This is a genomic window from Modestobacter sp. SYSU DS0290 (assembly GCF_054050955.1).
Genome location: NZ_JBJHAI010000001.1, coordinates 87851 through 108648 on the forward strand (window position 1 = coordinate 87851; position 20798 = coordinate 108648).

The 20798-nt window shown below is 72.6% G+C and carries 22 protein-coding genes; 13 read left to right on the plus strand and 9 right to left on the minus strand.

The genetic code is table 11. From position 1 onward, the window contains the following. Positions 1 to 9 precede the first annotated feature (9 nt). Complete coding sequence (locus ACI795_RS00485; RefSeq protein ID WP_457073019.1) at positions 10 to 588, minus strand: hypothetical protein; 579 nt, start codon at positions 586 to 588, stop codon at positions 10 to 12. 203 nt (positions 589 to 791) lie between these two features. Between ACI795_RS00485 and ACI795_RS00490 the strand changes: the two genes are divergently transcribed. The 3 genes from ACI795_RS00490 (at position 792) to ACI795_RS00500 (ending at position 5798) form a co-directional block, all read left to right on the plus strand. Beyond that, positions 792 to 2186, plus strand: coding sequence for a class II fumarate hydratase (locus ACI795_RS00490; protein WP_457073021.1), 1395 nt, complete (start codon positions 792 to 794; stop codon positions 2184 to 2186). Positions 2187 to 2272: 86 nt separating this feature from the next. Next, a complete protein-coding gene (locus tag ACI795_RS00495) occupies positions 2273 to 3574 on the plus strand; it encodes a citrate synthase (RefSeq protein ID WP_457073023.1) in 1302 nt (433 codons plus the stop codon). A gap of 358 nt (positions 3575 to 3932) precedes the next feature. Continuing rightward, positions 3933 to 5798: an NlpC/P60 family protein gene (locus ACI795_RS00500; RefSeq protein ID WP_457073025.1), complete on the plus strand. Its 1866-nt coding sequence runs from the start codon at positions 3933 to 3935 to the stop codon at positions 5796 to 5798. A gap of 27 nt (positions 5799 to 5825) precedes the next feature. Here ACI795_RS00500 and ACI795_RS00505 read toward each other — a convergent pair whose 3' ends face one another. From ACI795_RS00505 to ACI795_RS00540, 8 genes are all read right to left on the minus strand, one after another. After that, a complete protein-coding gene (locus tag ACI795_RS00505) occupies positions 5826 to 6584 on the minus strand; it encodes a hypothetical protein (RefSeq protein WP_457073027.1) in 759 nt (252 codons plus the stop codon). After that, positions 6581 to 6928, minus strand: a complete 348-nt coding sequence (locus ACI795_RS00510) for a hypothetical protein (protein ID WP_457073029.1) — start codon at positions 6926 to 6928, stop codon at positions 6581 to 6583. The genes ACI795_RS00505 and ACI795_RS00510 overlap by 4 nt, the downstream gene beginning before the upstream one ends. Positions 6929 to 7123: 195 nt before the next feature. After that, entirely contained in the window at positions 7124 to 8236 is a 1113-nt protein-coding gene (locus ACI795_RS00515) for a flagellar biosynthesis protein FliA (protein WP_457073031.1), read from the minus strand. 75 nt (positions 8237 to 8311) lie between these two features. Further along, complete coding sequence (locus ACI795_RS00520) at positions 8312 to 8881, minus strand: hypothetical protein (RefSeq protein WP_457073033.1); 570 nt, start codon at positions 8879 to 8881, stop codon at positions 8312 to 8314. 137 nt (positions 8882 to 9018) lie between these two features. Beyond that, positions 9019 to 9270, minus strand: a complete 252-nt coding sequence (gene csrA / locus ACI795_RS00525) for a carbon storage regulator CsrA (RefSeq protein ID WP_153361098.1) — start codon at positions 9268 to 9270, stop codon at positions 9019 to 9021. 133 nt (positions 9271 to 9403) lie between these two features. Further along, positions 9404 to 10318: a flagellar hook-associated protein FlgL gene (gene flgL, locus ACI795_RS00530; RefSeq protein WP_457073035.1), complete on the minus strand. Its 915-nt coding sequence runs from the start codon at positions 10316 to 10318 to the stop codon at positions 9404 to 9406. A gap of 4 nt (positions 10319 to 10322) precedes the next feature. Then, positions 10323 to 11738 (minus strand): flagellar hook-associated protein FlgK, encoded by a 1416-nt coding sequence (gene flgK / locus ACI795_RS00535; protein WP_457073037.1) that lies wholly within the window; start codon positions 11736 to 11738, stop codon positions 10323 to 10325. Then, entirely contained in the window at positions 11735 to 12223 is a 489-nt protein-coding gene (locus tag ACI795_RS00540) for a flagellar protein FlgN (RefSeq protein ID WP_457073038.1), read from the minus strand. The genes flgK and ACI795_RS00540 overlap by 4 nt, the downstream gene beginning before the upstream one ends. Before the next feature lie 180 nt (positions 12224 to 12403). On the opposite strand from ACI795_RS00540, the gene ACI795_RS00545 reads away from it, so the two are divergent. The 10 genes from ACI795_RS00545 (at position 12404) to fliG (ending at position 20696) form a co-directional block, all read left to right on the plus strand. Further along, positions 12404 to 13330 (plus strand): sigma-70 family RNA polymerase sigma factor, encoded by a 927-nt coding sequence (locus tag ACI795_RS00545; RefSeq protein WP_457073040.1) that lies wholly within the window; start codon positions 12404 to 12406, stop codon positions 13328 to 13330. A 129-nt stretch (positions 13331 to 13459) separates the two neighbouring features. Then, positions 13460 to 14293, plus strand: a complete 834-nt coding sequence (locus ACI795_RS00550) for a flagellin N-terminal helical domain-containing protein (protein WP_457073042.1) — start codon at positions 13460 to 13462, stop codon at positions 14291 to 14293. Positions 14294 to 14398: 105 nt separating this feature from the next. Beyond that, positions 14399 to 15808 (plus strand): flagellar filament capping protein FliD, encoded by a 1410-nt coding sequence (gene fliD / locus ACI795_RS00555; RefSeq protein WP_457073044.1) that lies wholly within the window; start codon positions 14399 to 14401, stop codon positions 15806 to 15808. Positions 15809 to 15835: 27 nt separating this feature from the next. After that, the gene (gene fliS, locus ACI795_RS00560; RefSeq protein WP_457073045.1) at positions 15836 to 16222 is read left to right on the plus strand and encodes a flagellar export chaperone FliS; all 387 of its coding nucleotides are present in this window, start codon (positions 15836 to 15838) and stop codon (positions 16220 to 16222) included. Further along, a complete protein-coding gene (locus ACI795_RS00565) occupies positions 16219 to 16605 on the plus strand; it encodes a hypothetical protein (RefSeq protein WP_457073046.1) in 387 nt (128 codons plus the stop codon). Before fliS ends, ACI795_RS00565 begins: the two co-directional genes overlap by 4 nt. Before the next feature lie 268 nt (positions 16606 to 16873). After that, positions 16874 to 17221: a flagellar basal body rod protein FlgB gene (gene flgB, locus ACI795_RS00570; protein ID WP_457073047.1), complete on the plus strand. Its 348-nt coding sequence runs from the start codon at positions 16874 to 16876 to the stop codon at positions 17219 to 17221. After that, entirely contained in the window at positions 17221 to 17625 is a 405-nt protein-coding gene (locus ACI795_RS00575; RefSeq protein ID WP_457073049.1) for a flagellar basal body rod protein FlgC, read from the plus strand. The genes flgB and ACI795_RS00575 overlap by 1 nt, the downstream gene beginning before the upstream one ends. Before the next feature lie 2 nt (positions 17626 to 17627). Continuing rightward, on the plus strand, positions 17628 to 17969 hold the full coding sequence (locus ACI795_RS00580; RefSeq protein WP_457073050.1) for a flagellar hook-basal body complex protein FliE: 342 nt from the start codon (positions 17628 to 17630) through the stop codon (positions 17967 to 17969). Beyond that, positions 17969 to 19522, plus strand: a complete 1554-nt coding sequence (gene fliF / locus ACI795_RS00585) for a flagellar basal-body MS-ring/collar protein FliF (RefSeq protein ID WP_457073051.1) — start codon at positions 17969 to 17971, stop codon at positions 19520 to 19522. Before ACI795_RS00580 ends, fliF begins: the two co-directional genes overlap by 1 nt. 100 nt (positions 19523 to 19622) lie before the next feature. Further along, positions 19623 to 20696, plus strand: coding sequence for a flagellar motor switch protein FliG (fliG, locus tag ACI795_RS00590; protein WP_457073052.1), 1074 nt, complete (start codon positions 19623 to 19625; stop codon positions 20694 to 20696). Positions 20697 to 20798: the final 102 nt, after the last annotated feature.

Here is a 20798-nt window from a genome sequence, read left to right on the forward strand (position 1 = left end):
GACGGGCGCTCAGTCCAGCTCGGTGCAGGCGAGGACGGCGAACTCCTTGACCCGGCCACCGCAGGTGGTGGCGTAGCGCTCGTAGTCCGACAGCGGCGGCGCCCCGGCGTACAGGTCGTCGCAGGACTGCAGGTCGCCGTCGAAGCACTGCTGGGCGTAGGCGTCCAGCGCCGGGTCCGCGCCCAGTCCGGTCGGGGCGGTCGGGTCGAACTGCTCCACCGGCTCCGCGGCCCAGGGGTCCTCCGCACCCCAGCCGCCGCCGAGCCCGCCCATCACCTCGTCCATCGCCGCCATCGAGGACTCCCCCATCGCCTGGCCCATGCTGCGGCCCAGCTCGTCGGCCCCGGACCGCACCACCAGTGCGCCCAGCACGGCGGCCAGCACCAGGCCCACGGCGACCACGCCGGCGACCGCGAGGGCGACGCCCGTGGTGAGCCCGGGAGCCCGCCCCGCGGGAGCGGCAGCCGGCACCGCTGCCGGCTGCCAGGTGGGCGCCTGCGCAGCGGGCCACCACCCGGCCGGCTGCTGCGCGGGGAACTCGCCGGGGACACCGGGCGACGGCTGGTGGGGGTGCTGGGGCTCGGACACGGGTCCCTCCGGGGATCGTCCGGGACCCCGGACCGGCGGAGGTCGCCGGCGAGGGGGACCGGCTCGTCGTCGGGCGCAGCGTAGGGCCGGCACCCCGGCCGGACGGCCGGACACCGACCACTGCCCGGGCGGCGTCACCCCACGGGGTGTCTAGGGTCGCTGCCGGAGCACTGACACCATCCACACCACACCGGGAGCGCACCGTGGCCACCGAGACGGACTACCGCGTCGAGCACGACTCCATGGGGGAGGTCCGCGTCCCGTCCTGGGCGAAGTGGCGGGCCCAGACCCAGCGCGCCGTCGAGAACTTCCCCATCTCCGGCACCCCGATCGAGCGGGAGCTCATCGGCGCCCTGGCCTCGATCAAGGGCGCCGCTGCGACGGTCAACGCCTCCCTCGGCGTGCTGCCGCAGGAGGTCGCCGACGCCGTCTCCGCCGCCGCGGCCGAGGTCGCCACCGGGAAGTGGGACGCGCACTTCCCGATCGACGTCTTCCAGACCGGCTCGGGCACGTCGAGCAACATGAACACCAACGAGGTCATCGCCACCCTGGCCTCCGAGGCGCTGGGCTCGCCGGTGCACCCCAACGACCACGTCAACGCCTCGCAGTCGTCCAACGACGTCTTCCCCTCGGCGATCCACGTGGCGGCGACCCGGGCGATCGTGGTCGACCTGGTGCCGGCCCTGGAGCACCTCGCTGCCTCGCTGGAGCGCAAGGCCACCGAGTACGCCGAGGTCGTCAAGAGCGGCCGCACCCACCTGATGGACGCCACCCCGGTCACCCTGGGCCAGGAGTTCGGCGGGTACGCCGCCGCCGTCCGGTACGGCATCGAGCGGCTGCAGGCCTCCCTCCCCCGGATCGGCGAGCTGCCGCTGGGCGGCACCGCCGTCGGCACCGGGATCAACACCCCGCCCGGCTTCGCCGCCGCCATCATCGAGAAGCTCGCCGCCGACCTGGGCCTGCCGCTGTCCGAGGCGCGCGACCACTTCGAGGCGCAGAGCTCCCGGGACGCGCTCGTCGAGGGCTCGGGCCAGCTGAAGACCATCGCCGTCGGCCTGATCAAGATCGCCAACGACCTGCGGTGGATGGGCTCCGGCCCGCGCACCGGTCTGGGCGAGATCGCCCTGCCCGACCTGCAGCCGGGCAGCTCGATCATGCCGGGCAAGGTGAACCCGGTGATCCCCGAGGCGGTCATCCAGGTGGGCGCCCAGGTGATCGGCAACGACGCGGCGGTCACCTACGCCGGCACCACCGGCGTCTTCGAGCTGAACGTGACGCTGCCGCTGATGGCGCGCAACGTGCTGGAGTCGATCCGGCTGCTGGCCAACGTCAGCCGGCTGCTCGCCGACCGCTGCGTCGACGGCATCGTGGCCAACGTCGAGCAGTGCCGCGAGTACGCGGAGTCCTCGCCGTCGATCGTCACCCCGCTGAACAAGTACATCGGCTACGAGGAGGCGGCCAAGGTCGCCAAGCAGTCGCTGGCCGAGCAGAAGACCATCCGCCAGGTCGTCGTGGAGCGCGGCTACGTGGCGCAGGGGAAGCTCACCGAGGAGCAGCTGGACGCCGCCCTGGACGTGCTGTCCATGACCCACCCCTGATGAGCGACCCGGATGGTGTGCCGTCGGCAGAAATCCTGCCCCCTGGCACGCCATCCGGGGGCGCGGGGCAGTAGCGTCCAGAGCTGATGAGCGAGACAGCGAGCACCGACGACGTGGCCCTGCGCTTCCCCGGCGGCGAACTCCCCCTGCGGGAGATCCCCGCGACGGAGGGCGCGCCCGGCATCGACACCAGCAAGCTGCTGTCCACGACCGGCAGGGTCGCGTTGGACATCGGCTTCGTGAACACCGCGTCCTGCACCTCGGAGATCACCTACATCGACGGTGACGCCGGGATCCTGCGGTACCGGGGTTACCCGATCGACCAGCTGGCCGGGCAGGCCAGCTTCCTCGAGGTGTCGTACCTGCTGATCTACGGCGAGCTGCCCACCGCCGACCAGCTGGAGGCCTTCGACCAGCGGATCCGCCGGCACACCCTGCTGCACGAGGACCTCAAGCAGTTCTTCAACGGCTTCCCGCGCGACGCGCACCCGATGCCGGTGCTCTCCTCGGCGGTCAGCGCGCTGTCGACCTTCTACCAGGACTCGCTCGACCCGTTCAGCCCCGAGCAGGTGGAGCTCTCGACCGTCCGGCTGCTGGCCAAGCTGCCGACGATCGCGGCCTACGCCTACAAGAAGTCCGTGGGCCAGCCGATGCTGTACCCGGACAACTCGCTGGGCCTGGTGGAGAACTTCCTCCGGATGACCTTCGGCTTCCCGGCCGAGCCCTACGAGGCCGACCCGGAGCTGGTCAAGGCGCTGGACATGCTCTTCGTCCTGCACGCCGACCACGAGCAGAACTGCTCCACCTCCACGGTGCGCCTGGTCGGCTCCTCGCACGCCAACCTGTTCGCCTCCGTCTCCGCCGGCATCAACGCGCTGTTCGGCCCGCTGCACGGCGGCGCCAACCAGTCGGTGCTGGAGATGCTCGAGGCGATCAAGCGCGACGGCGGCGACATCCCGCGCTTCGTCGAGCGGGTGAAGAACAAGGAGCCCGGCGTCAAGCTGATGGGCTTCGGGCACCGGGTCTACAAGAACTACGACCCGCGCGCGGCGATCGTGAAGCAGACCGCCGACACGGTGCTGAGCAAGCTCGGCGGCAACAACGAGCTGCTCGACCTGGCCCGCCAGCTCGAGGAGATCGCCCTCTCCGACGACTACTTCATCGAGCGCAAGCTCTACCCGAACGTCGACTTCTACACCGGGCTGATCTACCGGGCGATGGGCTTCCCCGTCCGGATGTTCACCGTGCTGTTCGCGCTCGGCCGGGTGCCCGGCTGGATCGCCCAGTGGCGGGAGATGATCGAGGACCCGGCCACGAAGATCGGGCGTCCCCGGCAGGTCTACACCGGCCCCGCCGAGCGCTCCTTCCTGGAGATCGCCCAGCGCTGAGGAAGGACCTCCTCCCTCCCCACGCTTCGCACGCTCAGCGCGGGGCCCCTGGGAGGAGGCCGCTCCAGCACGTCACCTGGCCCCCGTCGTCCCCTGCGGACGGCGGGGGCCTCGTCGTCTCCGGGGGGTGTGAGACCGGGGCCCCAGTGAGCAGTACTCGCCGTCGCCGACGGCGAGTCCCGCTGTGTCGGCGACCGGAACTGCTCACTCGGTCTCCCGGGGCACCCCCCGTAGGGGTGAGACCGACCCCCCGAACGCGTGAGGACCCTCCACCCCCGGGCGGGGGAGGTCGATGGGATCAGGACACGGCTGCCACCCGGCAGCCCGACGATCCGGCCGACGACCCGAGGAGCCTCCGGTGCCCGCACCGCGCGCGCAGTCAGCTGCGCCACGGCCCCGCGCCCAGGCCCCCCGCCAGCGTCCGACCACCGGCACCCGCGCCACGGCCGGCCGCACCTCCGGCACCGGGCGGCCGCGCACCGCGGCTCGCCCCGCACCGCGGCGTCGGACGACCCCGCAGCGCCCGGCCCGGGCCACCGGCGCACTGCGGCTGTGGTGGCGGCGGCTCGGCGTGGTCACCGGGGCGACCGTCGCGATCGTGACCCTGATGGGCTCGGTCGTCCAGCCCCCGACCGAGGCCGGCCAGGTCGCCGACCCGGCGCGGACGTCGGGTACCGCCGCGGCGCTGGCCGACGCCGCCGCCCGCTACCGGGCCGCCGCCGAGACCGCGGCGCGCCACACCGCCCAGGCGCAGCAGGCTCGCGACGCCGGCGCCGCCGCACGGGCCGAGGTGGCCGCCGACCGGGTCGCCGTCGGCGAGATCGCGGCAACCGCCTACCGGCGGAGCACCGAGGAGCGGTGGCCGCTGGCCCAGCTCTCGCTGCACTCCCCTGCGACCACCGGCGACGTGCTGCACGCCCAGGGCCTCGCCGAGCAGCTCGCCGACGGCCAGGACGCCCGGGTGGCCCGGGTCGCGCAGGCGGCCGTGCACGCCGCGGAGTACACCGATGCCGCCACCACCGCCGAGGAACGCGCCACCGCCGCCCGGCGGGAGGCCACCGAGGTGCTCACCGAGGTGCGCTCCCTGGTCGCCGAACTCGACCCCCTCGCCGCCGCCTCGTGGGCCGGTTCTGCCGGCGCGCCGGTGGGTCCCGCCCAGGCGGCCGACAACGCAGCTGCGCTCTCCGGCTGGCAGGACTACCTCACCCGGCTGGCCGTCGCCGGGGTCACGCCGCCCGCCGCGGCCGAGCTCGCCTCCGCCGAGACGCTGCCGATCGGCCTGGCCGCCGTCCGGGACGCCGCCGGCGCCCCGGTGCCCGGTGTCGCCCTGACCTACGCCGCCGGATCGACGCTCACCGTGCTGCCCGCCGAGACCGTGGCCGCGGTCAGCGCCGGCTTCGCGCTCCTCGGCCGGCCGTACCTCCCCGGCCGCAGCGGCCCGGACGGCTTCGACTGCGGCGGCTTCACCTCCGCCGTCTGGGCGCACGGCGGATTCGGCCTGCCCGTCGGCCTGGCCGGCCAGTGGGCGCAGGGCACGCCCGTGCCCGAGGGCCAGCTGCAGGTCGGTGACCTGGTGTTCAGCACCGTCGGCGGCACCACCCTGGACGACGTCGGCATCTACGTCGGTGGCAGCAGCGTCCTGTCCGCCTCCGCCGACCGCTGGCAGGTCGCGGTGCGCGAGGTGCCCGACCTGCGCACCGCCGTCCGCGTGACCGTGCCGGCCGGCACCCCGACACCGCTGCCGGTCGCGGCGACCACCCCGCCCACCTGCAGCGCCCCGGTGCCCGCACCGGGCAGCGACCGGGCGCCGGTGAGCGGCGCGTGGGGCGGCTTCGCCAACGGCGAGATCCCCCGCGACCAGCTCTGCTCGATCGGGTACCCGCACCGCCTGCGCTGTGACGCGGCCGCCGCGTACTCCGCGATGTCCGCGGCCTACCAGGCGACGTTCGGCGCCCCGCTGTGCATCACCGACTCCTACCGGTCGCTCGGTGCCCAGATCGACGCCCACCACCGCAAGCCGCGCATCACCGCCGTCCCGGGCACCTCCAACCACGGCTGGGCCCTGGCGGTCGACCTCTGCGGCGGGATCAACGTCTTCGGCACCGTGCAGACCGCCTGGATGCAGGCCAACGCCGGCCGCTGGGGGTGGGTGCACCCCGACTGGGCGCAGGCCGATGGCAGCAACCCCGAGCCCTGGCACTGGGAGTACGGCACCCTCACCTGAGGCTCGGTGTCCGGGAGGACGGGGAGGTCAGGTCCAGCTGAGGTCGGCGACACGCCGCCAGGGCAGGGTGACGCTCTGGTCGGCTGCCTCGGCCACCAACCGGCGGGCGACGCCGGCCTCCGCGCAGGCGACCGGGCGCCGCGGCGTCACGACCACGTGCGCGTCGCGCAGACGCAGGCCACGCGCCGCCATCTCGCCCAGCATCCGCTCGGGGTGGACGAGGACCGCGGAGTCGGCGCCGGGGACGCTCGTGGTGGTCCACAGACCCACCGGGCCCTCGATCCGCAGCACCGCCTCCACCGCGGCCGACCGGTCCCACGCCGCGGAGCGGGTGCGGTGCACGTCGGGCAGCGAGGCGGTCCGGGACGGTCGCCAGGGCACCAGCAGGCCGGCCCGCCGGACCACCACCCGCCAGCCCAGCATCTCGGTACGGCCCTCGGCCCAGTCGAGCACGGCGACCCCGGCCGCGGCGGCCACGGGGTCGGGTACCGGCCGGTGGTCCAGCCAGGTGCGCAGCGCGGCCAGCACGGCGTCCGGGGTGCCGACGACGCGCGCTCGGGACATCTGGGCGGCCAGCTCGGTGAGCAGTGCCCGGCTGACCCGGCCGGCCTCCTCGACGACCAGCAGCGCGCCCCGTGGTCCCTCGGCCACCGACATCCGCAGCCCCGGCAGCCCGTGGGTCCCGGCCAGGTGGTCCACGGCGTCACGGACGTCGTCGACGTCCACCTCCGTGCGCACCAGCCGGCGCAGCAGCCCGGCCGGGGAGCCGAACGGTGAGTCGGTCACCGGCTGCGACCGCCGGTCAGGGCCGCCCGGGCGACGGGGGCGAGGCCGGTCAGCGACAGCACGCTGGCCAGCTCCACGGCGGAGAGCCGGACCGGGACGACGTCGTCGCCCCAGCCGGTCGCGCTGCGGACCCGCGCCACCGAGGCCGGCCAGACCAGCTCGCGGGCGGCCGCCACGTGCAGCTCGGTGAGCACGTCGCCGAGGTGGACGGCCGCCACGGGGTGCACCGGACCGCCGTCGAGGGCGGCCTGCACGGCCCGCTCGACCTCAGCGCGGTCGGCGGCGTCGAGCCAGTGCGGCACGAGGACGGGCTGCAGGGCGTCCTCGGCGGGCGGGACGCTCACGAGCCGCTCCCCCGGGCCTCCCGCGCGCGGCGGCGGGAGCGGTCCGGGGCGGTCACGAGAGGGATATCGGCAGGTCGGCGGCCAGATGGACCCGTGTCGGGGCACTTTCCCCGACGGCCCGACCGGGCCCGGAACGCCGACCGCCCGGCCACCCGGGTCGGGTGGCCGGGCGGTCGCCGGGCAGTGCGGCGGGGGTCAGCCGCCGAGCTCGGTGAGCCGGGTCTTCAGGGCCTTCTCGGCGCGGTCGGCGTGCACGTTCATGTTGCGCACCGAGGTGCCGAGGTCCGCCGAGAGCTGGGTCTTGGTCTTGCCGCCCCAGGTGGTCAGGTACCAGGTGGCCCAGCCCAGCACGTTGGGCTGGGCGGCGCGCTGGTCCCGTCGCGCGGTGGGGTCGGGGGCGCAGGCCGCGGTGAGCGCGTGCGAGAGCAACGTCTGCTCCGCCTCGCCCATGATCTCGTCGGGCACCTCCGAGCTGTCGGGCAGCACGAACTCCACGGCGTCGGCACCGCCGTCCAGCGACTGGAGGTTGCGCAGCCCGGTCAGCGTGGCGACGGTCTGGGAGTTGCGGCGCAGGGTGGCCACGCTCTGCCCCATGTAGGCGGCGAGCTCCTTCTCACTGGGCCGGCGCTGGTGCTCGGCGGTGAAGGCGGCGACGGCCTTCTGCTGCTTGTTCTCGGTGTCCGCGGCGGTGCGCCCGTAGGCGTTGCGGCCCAGGTCGTGCACCCACTTGGACAGCTGGGTGGCCAGGTAGGCACCGAACGGCACCGACTTGGTCTCGTCGTACGTGGACACCGCCTTGAGCACCCACTCGGCCACCTGCTGGTCGATGTCGTCGTTGTCCGGCAGGTGCAGCCGGATGGTGCTCATGTTCCGCTGCAGGCGCTTGAGGCTGACCCGGCAGTAGTGGCGGCACAGGTCGGCGAGGAAGGCCGGCGGCAGGTCACGGGGAGCGCGGCGGCGGACGCCGGCCTCCGGGCGCAGCCCGACGGTGGCGATCCCCTCCCCGGCACACCATCCCCGGACCAGGCCGGCGAGCGCCTCCCCCGTGCCCGGGCGGCCGTCGACCCGGTAGAGGCCCTCACCCTCGTCGTAGGTCACCTCGACCCCGGCGGGCAGGGCGGCCCGGAAGTCGGTCAGCGACAGCTCCCGGTCGGTGCGGAAGTGCACCCGGTCACGCGGGGTGATGGGTGCGATGGCCCACCCCTCGGCCTCGGACAGTCCGCCGAAGACCAGCGGTTCGCGGTTGCGGCCGCGCTCGTCGTCGGTCGCGGGGAAGCTGTCGACGGGGATGGTGGTGTGCTGGGGCACCGGGTCCTCCTGAGGGGAAGTGCAGGTGGGCGGGGTGACGGGTGGCCGGTCGTCGGGCGGTGCCCGACGACCGGTTCAGGCCGGGACGGGGATGCCGCGGAGGCCGGCGACCGCCGCACCCGTGACCGAGGACGGGGTCCGCGGCGTGGGGATGCGGGGCATCGGCGAACGAGGGGCGGGGGTCCGTCCCCCGCCGACGGCGTCGAGCACACCGGCCGCGGCGACCCGCTCGGCCTCGCTCGGCTCACCGACGTAGACCGGCATGAAGTCGTACAGATCGGTGAACAGGGCGTCGACGAAGGCGTAGGCCGCCTGCGCCTCCGTGGAGAACCGGGCGATCTGGTCGCGCGGCCCGAGCTCGACGCCGACCGTCACCCGCACCGCGCGGGCGTCACCGGACAGACCGGTCAGGGCGAAGGCGACCGTCTCGTGCCGTGCGGCCAGCGCGGTGAGCGCGGCGAGGCAGCGACGGGTGGCCGAGCGGCGCGGACGCAGCTGCACGTGCACCACGACCGTGTCCGACCAGGCGGCGTCCGGGCACACGAGGTGCTCGTCGCCGGCCGAGCGGTGCTGGTCGGCGGCGGTGGTGTCGTCGAGCAGGCCGACCGCATCGACCGTGCTCATGGTGCGTGCGCTGAGTGCCATCTTGGTCTCCCCCTGTAACTGGCGCGGTAGGGGAAGACTTGCGCACGATCCGGATGCCCAACGGCGAGACTCGCCGCCCTGTGACTACTGTGGCGAACGGGTCGAGCGGTTATTGGCCCGATATGACCAGGGTGTTGTCACTTCTTGCTGGACGCCTGCTCCGACTCTGGCGCGAATGCTGCCAAGGCACCCAGTGCGTCGGCGGCCACCTCGGCGGCGAGGGCGTTCGCCTCCGCGATCTGCCGGTAGACCTCCTCGCGGTGGATCGCCACCTCGCGAGGGGCCTTGAAGCCCAGTCGCACGGTGCCGCCGCGGACCTCGACGACGTAGACCTCGATGTCCTCGCCGATGCGGATGCTCTCGCCGACGCTGCGGGTGAGAGTGAGCATGTGACCCCTCCATGGGTGTGTGTGGCCATCCGTGGCACGCCCCGCCGGTGCGGGGCCGGACGCCGCCGCGCGGCGCCCTGCACTTCCCTTCTCGGCAGGTCAGGTGCCTGTCCGGCACCTGACCTGCCCCTGATCAGCGCAGGAAGTCCAGCAGGCTCGGCTGGATCGCCTTCGCCGTCGCCGACAGCGCGGCCTCGTAGCCGGTCTGCTGCATCTGCAGGTTCATGATGGTCTTGGCCAGGTCGACGTTCTCGATGTCGGCCGAGCGGCTGGTGAGCGAGAGCTGCTGGTCGGCGTTCACCTGCCGCGACGTCTCCAGCCGCGAGGTGCGGGTCCCGATGTCCGCGGCACCCTTGAGCATCCGGCTCAGCGCTTCATCGAGGGCGGCCAGGTGCCCCTCCAGCGCACCGAGGTCCGTTACGACGTCGGCCGCGATGTCCCCGACGATCGCGAACAGGTCACGGCTCGCCGGGGTGGCGCCGGGTGGAGTCGTCACGCCGAACACCTCCGGACCGGTGATGTCGATCCGGATGAGGTCGGCGTCGGAGACCTGCCGGTTGATCGGTGTGCCACCGTCGCCACTGCCCACGTATGCACCCGTCCCGACGTCGTACGCCGTGCTGCCGGCGGTGATCCCGCCGAAGATCGGCCGGTTCTGCACCGACGTGTTCGCCAGCCCGAGCAGGCTGTCCCGGATGCCGGCAACCTGGGTGGCGATGGCCGCGCGTGAGCTGTCCGAGGCGGCACCGTCGTTCAGCCCCGAGACGGTCAGCTCCCGCACCTTCTGCACCTGGACGATCATGTTCTGCAGCGCCGAGTCGGTGGCGTCCAGGAAGCCCATGCCGTCGGTGATGTTGCGGGCGTGCTGCGTCGCGGTGGCGAGCTCCTGCCGCGCGAGGATCGCGGCGTTGGTGCCGGCCGGGTCGTCCGATGGCTTGCTGATCGTCTTGCCGGAGGTCAGCTGCTGCTGCAGCTTCTGGATCGCGTCCATGTTCCGGTTCAGCCCCTGGAGGCTGGTGGTGACGACCGCCTTGTGGGTGATCCGCATCAGGTCACAGCCCCACGCGGCCGGTGCGGTTGATCAGCACGTCGAGCGTCTCGTCGATCGCGGTGATCATGCGGGCCGCCGCCGAGTAGGCGTGCTGGAACCGGAGCATGTTGGTCATCTCCTCATCGAGGTTCACCCCGGAGACCGACTCCCGGGAGGCGTCCACCTGGCTGGTGATCACCGTCTGCGTCTTCAGGTTGCCGGTGGCGACCGACGCCTCGACCCCGAGCTTCACGATCAGCTGCCGGTACGCGGCTGCCGTGCCGTCCGCCGCGCCCTGCAGCTTGGCGATCACCAGGGCGTTCGTGTTGTCCGTGCTCGGCGTGGCCCCCGTGGAGGCATCGGCGGCAGCGAGCTGGTCGGTGTCGCTGATGGCCAGGCGGAGCGTCCTCGCCGTGATGCCGGTCGGGGCGCCGGCCCCGCCGTCGAAGAGCGCACCACCGGGGTTGCCGTCCTTGTCCCGCCCCAGCGCGTGCTGCGCGTTGAACTCCCCGGCCAGCCTCTGTGCGAGGCCGTCGAGCTGCAGCCGGTAGCCGGGGATCGTCTCCCGCAGCGCGGCGAGCTGCCCACCGACGGTCCCACCGGGGTTCAGCGTCGTGCCACCGGGGTCGGCCACCAGCCGCGGGGGCGTCGTGCCCGCCTCCAGCGGGTCGTTGGTGCCCACGACCCGAACCCCGGTGGCAGACGCGCCGGAGATGAGCGTCGCCCCGCCCACCGCGACGTTGACGGCGCCGGAGTCGCCCATCGAGGAGGTGGCGCCGATCCACTGGGACAGCTTCAGCACCAGGGCATCGCGCTTGTCGGCCAGCTCGTTGCTCGGCAGGCCGGCCTGGGTGGCCTTCTTGATCGCGGAGTTGAGCTCGGCCACCTGCGTGATCGTCGTGTTGACGTCGTCGGCGAGCACGTCGAGGGCGTCCCGGGTCTGCACCCACGCCTTCTCCAAGGCCGCATCCGTGGTGTGGAACTCGGCGACCAGGGTGGCGGTCTTCTGCAGCACCGCGGTGCGGGCGCCGTCCTCGGTCGGGTTGTTGGCCAGGTCGCCCCAGGCCTTGAAGACGTCGGTGAGCTTGGCCTGGATGCCGGTCTCCCCCGGCTCCCGGAAGGCTTGCTCGATCTGCGCCAGCGTCGTGTCGTGCACGGTCATCGACGCGGTCTTGCCACTCTCGGCCTGGGCCCGGGCCTCCAGGAAGGCGTCCCGGATGCGGATGACCGTGTCGGCGTTGACGCCGCCGCCGACTCCGGTGCTGACCGACCAGACCGCCGGCACCGGGTTGCCGCCCACCGACTGCAGCTCCGCGCGCTGGCGGCTGTAGCCCTCGGTGTTGACGTTGGCGATGTTCTGGCCGGTGACGTCCAGCCCGCGCTGCTGGGCCCAGAGCGCCGTCGTCGCGGTGTTCAGCCCCCCGAAGGTGCCACTCACATCGCACCGTCCAGGGTGACCGAGCGGTAGGCGTTGCCCGCGGTGCGGCCGTTCTGGGTGTAGGTCCCGGACTGCGTCCCGGTGCGGGAGGACAGCAGCGCGTCGCCGATCACCGACAGACCACTCTCGATCAGCTCCTTGTTCGCGTCGGAGAGGCTGCGCAGCTCGGTGACGAGCGTCAGCAGCGCCTCGTGGTGCTTGGCGTAGAGGTCGTTCCACGGCGCGGGCGCGGAGTCGGCGAGCTGCCGCAGCGAGGGGTTGGCCTCCAGGCCCAGCCGCCCGGCGATCTGCTCGGTCGCGGCGGCACGCTCCACCTCGAGGGTGCGCAGCTGCTCCAGGACGACCTCGATCTCGTGCGCGATGCGGGGCAGCCAGCGGCTCTTCCCGGTGAGGATCAGGTACTGCTTCTCCTCGGCCTTGAACAGCAGCAGGTCCAGGAGCTCCTGCTCGCGCCACAGCAACGTCGACAGGTGCTGGTGGTCCATGCCGGCCGCCTTCCTCGTCCTCGTGTGTCCGTGTCCGTCTGCGGCACGGCCCCGGACGGGGCGTGCCGACGCCACTCCCATCGGCACCGCCCGCCGCCCGGTCAAGCCGAGCAGCGCGGTCGCACAGATTTCCGTGCACAGCCGGTCCCGGACCGGCTCCGGTCCGCCGAGAGAGGGGGCGTGACCGCAGCCAGCCCCACCCCCGTCGCCGGGGGCGAACGCCGACACCCCGACGTCGACGCACTGGTGACCACCCATCTCCCGCTGACGCACTTCGCGGTCAACGCGGTGGCCTCGCGCATCTCGTTGCCCAGCCACGTCAGCCGCGAGGACCTGCAGGCCTGTGCCCGCGTCGCGCTGGTCGAGGTGGCCCGCCGGTTCGACCCGACGGCCGGCGCGACCTTCGCCACCTACGCCCTGCCCCGGCTGCAGGGCGCCGTCCTCGACGAGCTGCGCTCCGGGGACTGGGCGAGCCGCTCGGTCCGGGCCGCCGCCCGGCGAACCGACGCCGCCACCGACGCGCTGACCATGAGCCTGGGCAGGCCCCCGACGCGCGCCGAGCTCGCCGCCAGCCTGGGCGTCGGGCGGGCCGAGCTGGACTCCCTCCAGGTCGACGTGCACCGCGCGGTGATGGTGAGCATCGACGCCGAGACCGGCGTCGATGGCACCTCCCTGGACCTCCCCGACACCGGCGACTCCCCCGAGCGCGCCCTGCTGCGCGCCGAGCGGGCCCGGCACCTGCACGAGGCGATCCGCGCGCTGCCGGACCGCCTCGACGAGGTCGTCGAGCGGAACTTCTTCGGTGACGAGTCGCTGACCGAGATCGCCGACTCCCTGGGCGTGACGCTCTCCCGGGTCTCGCAGATGCGCGCCCGCGCGCTGACCCTGCTGCACGCGGCGATGAGCGAGGTGTGGGACGGCGCTCCGGTCCAGGCCGACGGCGGGGTGCGCGCCCGCAACCAGCAGCGCGCCTACGTGGACCGGGTGGCCGCCCGGCAGCTCGCCGGCCGCGGACCGGTCACGCCCACCCCGGTTCCGCTGCCCCGGCCGCACCCGCGGAACGGCTGGTCGGCGCCCGCCCGGAGCACGGCAGCCCAGCCGGCCTGAGGAACTCGAAAGAAATCCTGCGGTTCGGGTCAAGCAGAGCCCGATCCCTGCCGTTACCAGTGAGGCAACGCCCCGCAGCACGGATGCAGCGGGTTCCACCAAGAAAACCCACTTCCACGGAGGAACACCATGGGTCTCAGCGTCAACACCAACATCGCGGCGATGAACTCGTACCGCAACCTGTCGGTCACCGACGGGCAGATGAACAAGTCGCTGGAGAAGCTCTCCTCCGGCTTCCGGATCAACCGCGCCGCCGACGACGCGGCCGGCCTGGCCATCTCGGAGGGCCTCCGGTCGCAGATCGGTGGCCTGAAGGTCGCCGCCCGCAACGCCCAGGACGGCATCTCGGTCGTGCAGACCGCAGAAGGCGCCCTGACGGAGACCCACTCCATCCTGCAGCGCATGCGTGACCTCGCCGTCCAGGCCTCCAACGATGGCGCCCTGAGCGACACCGACAAGGCCAAGGCCGACAAGGAGTTCCAGGAGCTGGCGCTGGAGCTGGACGACATCGCCACGAAGACCACCTTCAACGGCACCAACCTGCTCGACGGCACCTACACGGCCAAGAACTTCCAGGTCGGCGCCAACGCGGGTGAGACGCTGGCGGTCAGCATCGGTGACATGGGTGCCACCTCCGCCACCGGGCTCTTCGGCGGCACGGTCGGCGAGATCACCGATGTGACCACGGCCCAGGCGGCCCTGACCGCGGTGAACACCGCGATCGGCACGGTCTCCGACGCTCGCGCCGGGCTGGGTGCCACCCAGAACCGGCTCGAGCACAAGATCAACAACCTCAACGCCACCGTTGAGAACCTGTCGGCGTCCGAGAGCCGCATCCGCGACACCGACATGGCCCAGGAGATGACCAACTTCTCCCGGACCCAGATCCTGAGCCAGGCCGGCACGGCCATGCTGGCCCAGGCCAACCAGTCGTCTCAGGGCATCCTGAAGCTGCTGGGCTGATAGACCCGCACCACCGCACCACCCGGTGAGGGGGGAGGCCCCACGGCCTCCCCCCTCACTGCGTCACCCCCCGGACCGAGACCACAGGAGACCGACATGGCCGGCATGAGCGTGACCACGGGCCTGATCTCGGGCATCGACTACGACACGATGATCACCCAGCTGATGCAGATCGAGGCGAATCCGCAGACGCTGCTCAAGAACAAGCTGATCGACACCAAGGCCGACGCCGCCGCCTACCGCGCCGTCAACACCACGTTCGACGCGCTGCGCAGCGCCGCTGAGGCGCTCACCAAGGCCACCACCTGGGCTGCGGCGAAGGCCACGAGCACCAGTGCCGACGTGGTCGCCACCGCCGCCCCCACCGCCTCCCCCGGCGGCAGCGTCACCTTCTCGGTCACCTCGCTGGCCGCCACGCACACGCTGATGAGCCAGGCCGAGTGGAGCTCCAAGACCGCTCCCGCGGCCGACACGGGTCCGGGCTGGCCGCTGACGATCACCGACGGTGCGGGCAAGACCGCCACGGTGTCCCTGCCCGTGGACGGCACGATCACCGACGCCGCCGGCGCGATCAACTCTGCCGGGCTGGGCGTCAAGGCCACCGTGGTGCAGCTGGCCGCCGACCGGTTCCGTCTGCAGCTCACCTCCACGATCGGCGGCGCCGACGGTGAGTTCGTCGTCGAGAGCACGCCCCGCACCGACGGCGGCACCGACACCGCCTTCCTCGTCGCCGCTCAGGCGCAGGACGCCACCCTCGACCTGGGGAACGACATCGTCGCGAGCTCGGCGACCAACACCTTCACCGACCTGGTCCCCGGCGTGACGATCACCGTCGCCAAGGCCGACCCGGCAGCCAGCACGACCGTGAAGGTCGACAGCGACCCCGCCGTCCTCGCCAACGCGGTCAAGACGATGGTGAGCGCCGCCAACACCGTGCTGTCCACCATGGCCCGCTACGCCGACAGCAGCGCCGGCAGCACGGCCGTCCTCAAGGGCGACAGCACACTGCGCTCGCTCACCACCCAGGTGCTGGACACGATCTCCACCGCGATCGGCGGTACCGCGTCGGCCTCCAGCGCGGGTCTGAAGCTGACCCGGGACGGGCAGTTCACGTTCGACCCCGAGGTGTTCACCGCGAAGCTCGCCGCCGATCCGGCACTGGTGCAGCGCCTGGTCAACGGCGCGGACGCCACAAACGGGCCCAACCAGGTGGCCGGTGACGGCGACGACACCGCCGCGGTGCAGGGTGTGGCCCAGCGTCTGCTCGCGCTGGCGAAGCGCGCCACCGACACCACGACCGGCATCCTGGTGCTGCGGGCCAAGGGCGAGGACGAGAAGGGCGCCGGCCTGACCAGCCAGATCGAGGACTGGGACCGGCGGCTGGACCTGCGCAGGACCACCCTCTCCGCCCAGTTCACCGCCATGGAGACGGCGCTGGGCAGGTTGCAGAGCCAGTCGTCCTGGCTCAGCTCACAGCTGTCCTCGCTGCCCCGCTGGTCCTCGTCCGACTCCTGACCAACCGCTCCCCCGGAGGAACAACCGATGAGTGCCGCTGCCCTGCGGAACCGCTACCTCGGCGACGCGGTCACCACCGCCTCGCCCCAGCGCCTGCTCGTGATGCTCTACGACCGTCTGGCCCTGGACCTCGAGCGGGCGGAGGCGGCACTGGGCGCCGGCGACCGCGAGCAGGCCAACGAGCTCCTGCAGCACGCCCAGGACATCGTGCTCGAGCTGCACTCCAGCCTGCAGGTCGAGAGCTGGGACGGCGGGCCTCGGCTGTCCGCGCTCTACAGCTGGCTGCACGGTGAGCTGGTCCGGGCCAACGTCCGCCAGAACGCCCGGGTCGTCGCCGACTGCCGCAAGGTCGTCGAGCCGCTGCGGGACGCCTGGCGGGAGGCTGCGGCCTCCCTCACCGCCGCACCCGCATGACCGGCGACCGGGCGGGCGACGGGACCGCCCGCAACCGGGTCGGCGACTTCCCCGCGCTGGTGGACGAGGCGCGGAGCTGGCCCGCGGTCCTCGACGCGCTCGAGGGTGACGTGCACGACGCCGAGGCGACCCTCGCCCGCGGCCGGGCCGAGGAGATCGCGGCCTGGGGACGGCGGTCCACGGACTGGATCCCGCCGAGCAACCTGGGCCCGCTCCCCGACGACCTCCGCGAGCGCGCCGTCCGGCTGCTGCAGCACCAGCTGGCCGTGGCCGAGGCCCTCGTCGAGCGGATCACCCAGTCGCAGAAGCAGCGCGACGTCGCCGCCCGGATGAGCTACGCACCGTCACGTCCGGTGGCCTCCTTCATCGACCGGGCCCTCTGACCACTCCTCCCCCACGCACCTCCCCCGTCCCCCGGGGCAGAAATGACCATTTCTGCCCCGGGGGACGTGTGCTTTGTGTGACTGGAGGTGCACGATCGGGTGCACGTGGTCATGCCGGCAGCGGCTCCTGCCGATGACCCTGGTGCACGGAATGCACCACCTTCGCCACGGATCGGCGACCCCCCTCACGCGCGCAGGCCCACCTGCGTGCGCGTCCTCGCCGTACCCGGAGGTATCTCGTGCTCCGTCGCTCCACGCTGGGCGTCCGGTGATCACCGACCCGACCATGTCCGCGCTGCACGCCTCGCTCACCGGCCTGCAGCAGCGCCAGCGGGTCACCGCCGACAACATCGCCAACCTCCAGACCCCGGGCTACCTCGCCGGCCGGGTGGACTTCGAGTCCACCCTGCGCAGCGAGATCGCCAACGGGGAGGCTGCCCGCGGCGGGCAGAGCTCCGTGACCCGGTCGATGGACCCCACCCGGATGGACGGCAACAACGTCAACCTGGACACCGAGACGGTGATCGCCCAGGAGACCGGCCTGCGCTACCAGCTGGCGATCAACGCCCTCGACGGCAAGTACGCGCTGCTGCGTTCTGCCCTGCGGACGCAGTGATGAGCGTCTTCGACACCCTGCGCATCGGCGGCTCGTCGCTGTTCGTCCACCGCAAGTGGATGGACGCCGTCGCGGACAACATGGCCAACATCAACACGGTCCGCCCGGCCGGCGAGGACGCGTTCCAGGAACGCATGATCGTCGCCGAGGCCGTGCAGTACGGCTCGGGTGAGGGCGGCGTGCGGGTGGCCCGGACCGAGCTCGGCAGCGCCGAGGGCCGGATGGTCTACGAGCCGGACAACCCGCTGGCCGACGCCGAGGGCTACGTCCGCTACCCCGACATCGACCTGGGCGAGCAGATGACCCAGCTGCTGATGGCCCAGCGCGGCTACCAGGCCAACCTGGCCACCATCGAGCGCGCCACCTCGGCCTACCAGCAGGCCCTGCAGCTCGGGAAGGGCTGACCGTGACCTCCCCCATCGGGCCGATCTCCTTCGGCATGCCCACGGCCGGCGTCACCGGCGTCCAGGAGCTCACCGGCACCGCCGGGATCGCCTCCGCATCCGCCGTCCCGTCCACCAACGGGGCCGGCGGTTTCGCCGCCGTCCTCACCGGTGCCGTGGACAACCTCCAGTCGGTGCAGTCGACCGCGGACTCCCTGGCGCTGCAGGCCGCCACCGGCGACCTGCAGGACGCCCACGACTACATGATCGCCAGCGCTGAGGCCCGGCTCGCCACCGACACCGTGGTGACCCTGAAGAACTCCGCGGTGGCCGCGTTCACCGAGATCATGAGGATGCAGATCTGATGCCCGCCGCCCTCGCCGGCCCGCTGGACCGGGTCCGCTCGATGCTGACGACGATCAGCCTCGGCCAGAAGATCGTCATCGGTCTGCTGCTGGCCGGGCTGCTCCTCGGCGGCTTCTTCTTCACCCGGTGGATCACCGCGCCCACCATGTCGCCGCTGTTCAGCAACCTGTCCTCCACCGACGCCTCGGCGATCGTGGAGGAGCTGAACGCCCAGGGCGCGGCCTACCAGCTGGCCGACGGCGGCCAGACGATCATGGTGGCGCAGGACAAGGTGTACGACCTGCGGCTGGCGATGAGCGGCCAGGGCCTGCCGGCCGGCAACGAGACCGGCTACGCGCTGCTGGACGAGCAGGGCATCACCACCAGCGAGTTCCAGCAGCAGATCTCCTACCAGCGCGCGCTGGAGGGCGAGCTGTCCAGCACGCTGAAGTCGATCAGCGGCGTGCGGACGGCGGTGGTGCACGTCGCGCTGCCCAAGGACGAGGTGTTCGCCACCGACGAGGGCGAGCCGACCGCCTCGGTGCTGCTCGACCTCAAGCCCGGCACCTCCCTGTCCGGTGAGCAGATCCAGGCGGTCACCCACCTGGTCTCCTCCAGCGTGCAGGGCATGGCCCCGGAGGGCGTGACCGTCGCCGACTCGAACGGCGCGGTGCTCTCCGCCGCCGGTGAGGTCACCGGCGCCGGCGGCGACGCGCGCACCGAGATGGAGCAGACCTACGAGGCCCGGCTGGCCGACAACGCCCAGCAGATCCTCAACACCGTCGCCGGCCCCGGCAGGGCCGTGGTCAAGGTCCGCGCCGAGCTGGACTTCTCCAAGCGGGACACCACCACCGAGAGCTACCAGTACAACGAAGGCACCCCGGCGCTGTCGGAGTCGACCACCCGGGAGAACTACACCGGCACCGGCGGGGCCGTCGGTGGCGTGCTCGGCGCCGAGGACCTCGCGGTCAACGGCCAGGGCGAGTCGACCTACGAGAAGGAGTCGACCACCTCCAACAACGCCGTGGACAAGACGGTGGAGACCATCACCGGCTCCCCGGGCACGGTCAACCGGCTCACCGTCTCGGTGGTCATGGACGACGGCATCGCCGTCGACCAGGCCGCGGTGCAGCAGCTGGTCGGCAACGCCGTCGGCCTGGACGTCGCCCGCGGGGACGCGATCACCGTCGCGGCGATGCCGTTCGACACGACCGCCGCCGACCAGGCGGCCGCGGACCTCGCCGCCGCGGAGGAGGCCGAGAAGACCGCCGCGATGTGGTCGATGATCAAGACCGGCGGCATCGCGCTCGGCATCGCCCTGCTGGTGCTCGTCGTCTGGCTCCGCTCCCGCCGCAACCGCGAGGAGTACGAGGAGCTCGACGACGAGGTCGACGCGCTGGAGCAGGCGCGGATCCAGGTCGAGAGCATCCGCGACCCCGAGCTCGACGACGCGCAGGCGCGGCTGGAGTCCGCGCAGCGGGAGAAGGTCCGCGGCGAGATCTCCGAGATGGTCAGCGAGCGGCCGGACGAGGTCGCCACCATGCTGCGCGGCTGGTTCGCCGAGTCCAAGTGACCCACCTCCCGGGCCCCGTCGCACACCGACGGGGCCCGGGACTGCCGATGACGGGAGCGGGCGCCAGCGGGCGCTTCGAGAGCACCGGGGAGATCCGACAGTGAGCATCGCGAGCGTGGAGCAGATGGCCGGCATGCCGCCGGCCGTCCGGACCGGGGCGGCCGTCGCCCGCACGGACATGCCCGGGATCCGCAAGGCGGCGCTCTTCCTGGCCCAGCTGACCAAGGAGGAGGCCGGCACGATCCTCGCCCAGCTGCGCCCCTCCGAGGTCGAGAAGATCACCAGCGAGCTGATGCGCCTGGACAAGGTGGACGGCTCCGACGTCGACGACGTGCTGAGCGAGTTCCACGGGCTGATGATGGCCCGCCGGTTCGTCGGCACCGGGGGCATCGACTTCGCCCGTGAGGTCCTCGCCGCCGGCCTGGGCGAGGAGAAGGCCGACGGCATCCTGTCCCGGCTGAACGTCGTCTACACCGAGCTGCCGTTCGCCTCGCTGCGCAACAGCGACGTGCGTCAGCTGGTCACCTTCCTCAAGGACGAGCACCCGCAGGTCATCGCCCTGGTGCTGGCCCACCTGCCCGCTCCGCAGTCGGCGGAGGTCCTCTCCGGCTTCCCGCCGGACCAGCAGGCCGACGTCGCCTACCGGATCGCGATGATGGACCGCACCGCCCCGGAGATGGTCCGGATGGTCGAGGAGGAGCTCGGCCGCCGGATGGGCTCCCTGCTGGCCTACCAGGACATGGCCACCGTCGGTGGTGTGGACACCCTCGTCGAGATCATCAACCGCTCCCCCCGCCCGACCGAGCGCTCCATCCTGGAGTGGCTGGACAACAGCGACCCGGAGCTGGCCGAGCGGATCCGCTCCCAGATGTTCGTCTTCGAGGACATCGTCACCATCGACGACCGGTCCCTGCAGCTGGTGCTGCGCGACGTCGAGGCCAACGACCTGGCCACCGCGCTGAAGGGCGTCAAGCAGGACGTCCGGGACAAGGTGGTCCGCAACCTCTCCGAGCGCGCCGGCGAGAACCTGCTCGAGGAGATGGAGCTGCTCGGCCCCGTCCGCCAGCGCACCGTCGAGGAGTCGCAGGCGAAGGTCGTCGCCGTCATCCGCACGCTGGAGGAGCAGGGCGTGCTGACCATCTCGCGGGGCGGTGACGACGATTTCGTCGCCTGATGAAGGACCCCGTCCCCCCCACCCCTCACACGCTCGGGGCGGGCCCCTGGACGGGGCCACCAGGAGCGTTGCACCGAGCTCTCGGGAGTCGCTGCTGCTGCG

Excerpts from the sequence above, each read along its gene's own strand:
- fliS (WP_457073045.1), top strand. The coding sequence starts at position 15,836 with ATGAGTGCCGCTGCCCTGCGGAACCGCTACCTCGGCGACGCGGTCACC.
- ACI795_RS00575 (WP_457073049.1), top strand. The coding sequence starts at position 17,221 with ATGAGCGTCTTCGACACCCTGCGCATCGGCGGCTCGTCGCTGTTCGTC.
- ACI795_RS00565 (WP_457073046.1), top strand. The coding sequence starts at position 16,219 with ATGACCGGCGACCGGGCGGGCGACGGGACCGCCCGCAACCGGGTCGGC.
- fliD (WP_457073044.1), top strand. The coding sequence starts at position 14,399 with ATGAGCGTGACCACGGGCCTGATCTCGGGCATCGACTACGACACGATG.
- ACI795_RS00520 (WP_457073033.1), bottom strand. The coding sequence starts at position 8,881 with ATGGCACTCAGCGCACGCACCATGAGCACGGTCGATGCGGTCGGCCTG.
- csrA (WP_153361098.1), bottom strand. The coding sequence starts at position 9,270 with ATGCTCACTCTCACCCGCAGCGTCGGCGAGAGCATCCGCATCGGCGAG.
- ACI795_RS00540 (WP_457073038.1), bottom strand. The coding sequence starts at position 12,223 with ATGGACCACCAGCACCTGTCGACGTTGCTGTGGCGCGAGCAGGAGCTC.
- ACI795_RS00550 (WP_457073042.1), top strand. The coding sequence starts at position 13,460 with ATGGGTCTCAGCGTCAACACCAACATCGCGGCGATGAACTCGTACCGC.
- flgL (WP_457073035.1), bottom strand. The coding sequence starts at position 10,318 with ATGCGGATCACCCACAAGGCGGTCGTCACCACCAGCCTCCAGGGGCTG.
- fliF (WP_457073051.1), top strand. The coding sequence starts at position 17,969 with ATGCCCGCCGCCCTCGCCGGCCCGCTGGACCGGGTCCGCTCGATGCTG.
- ACI795_RS00495 (WP_457073023.1), top strand. The coding sequence starts at position 2,273 with ATGAGCGAGACAGCGAGCACCGACGACGTGGCCCTGCGCTTCCCCGGC.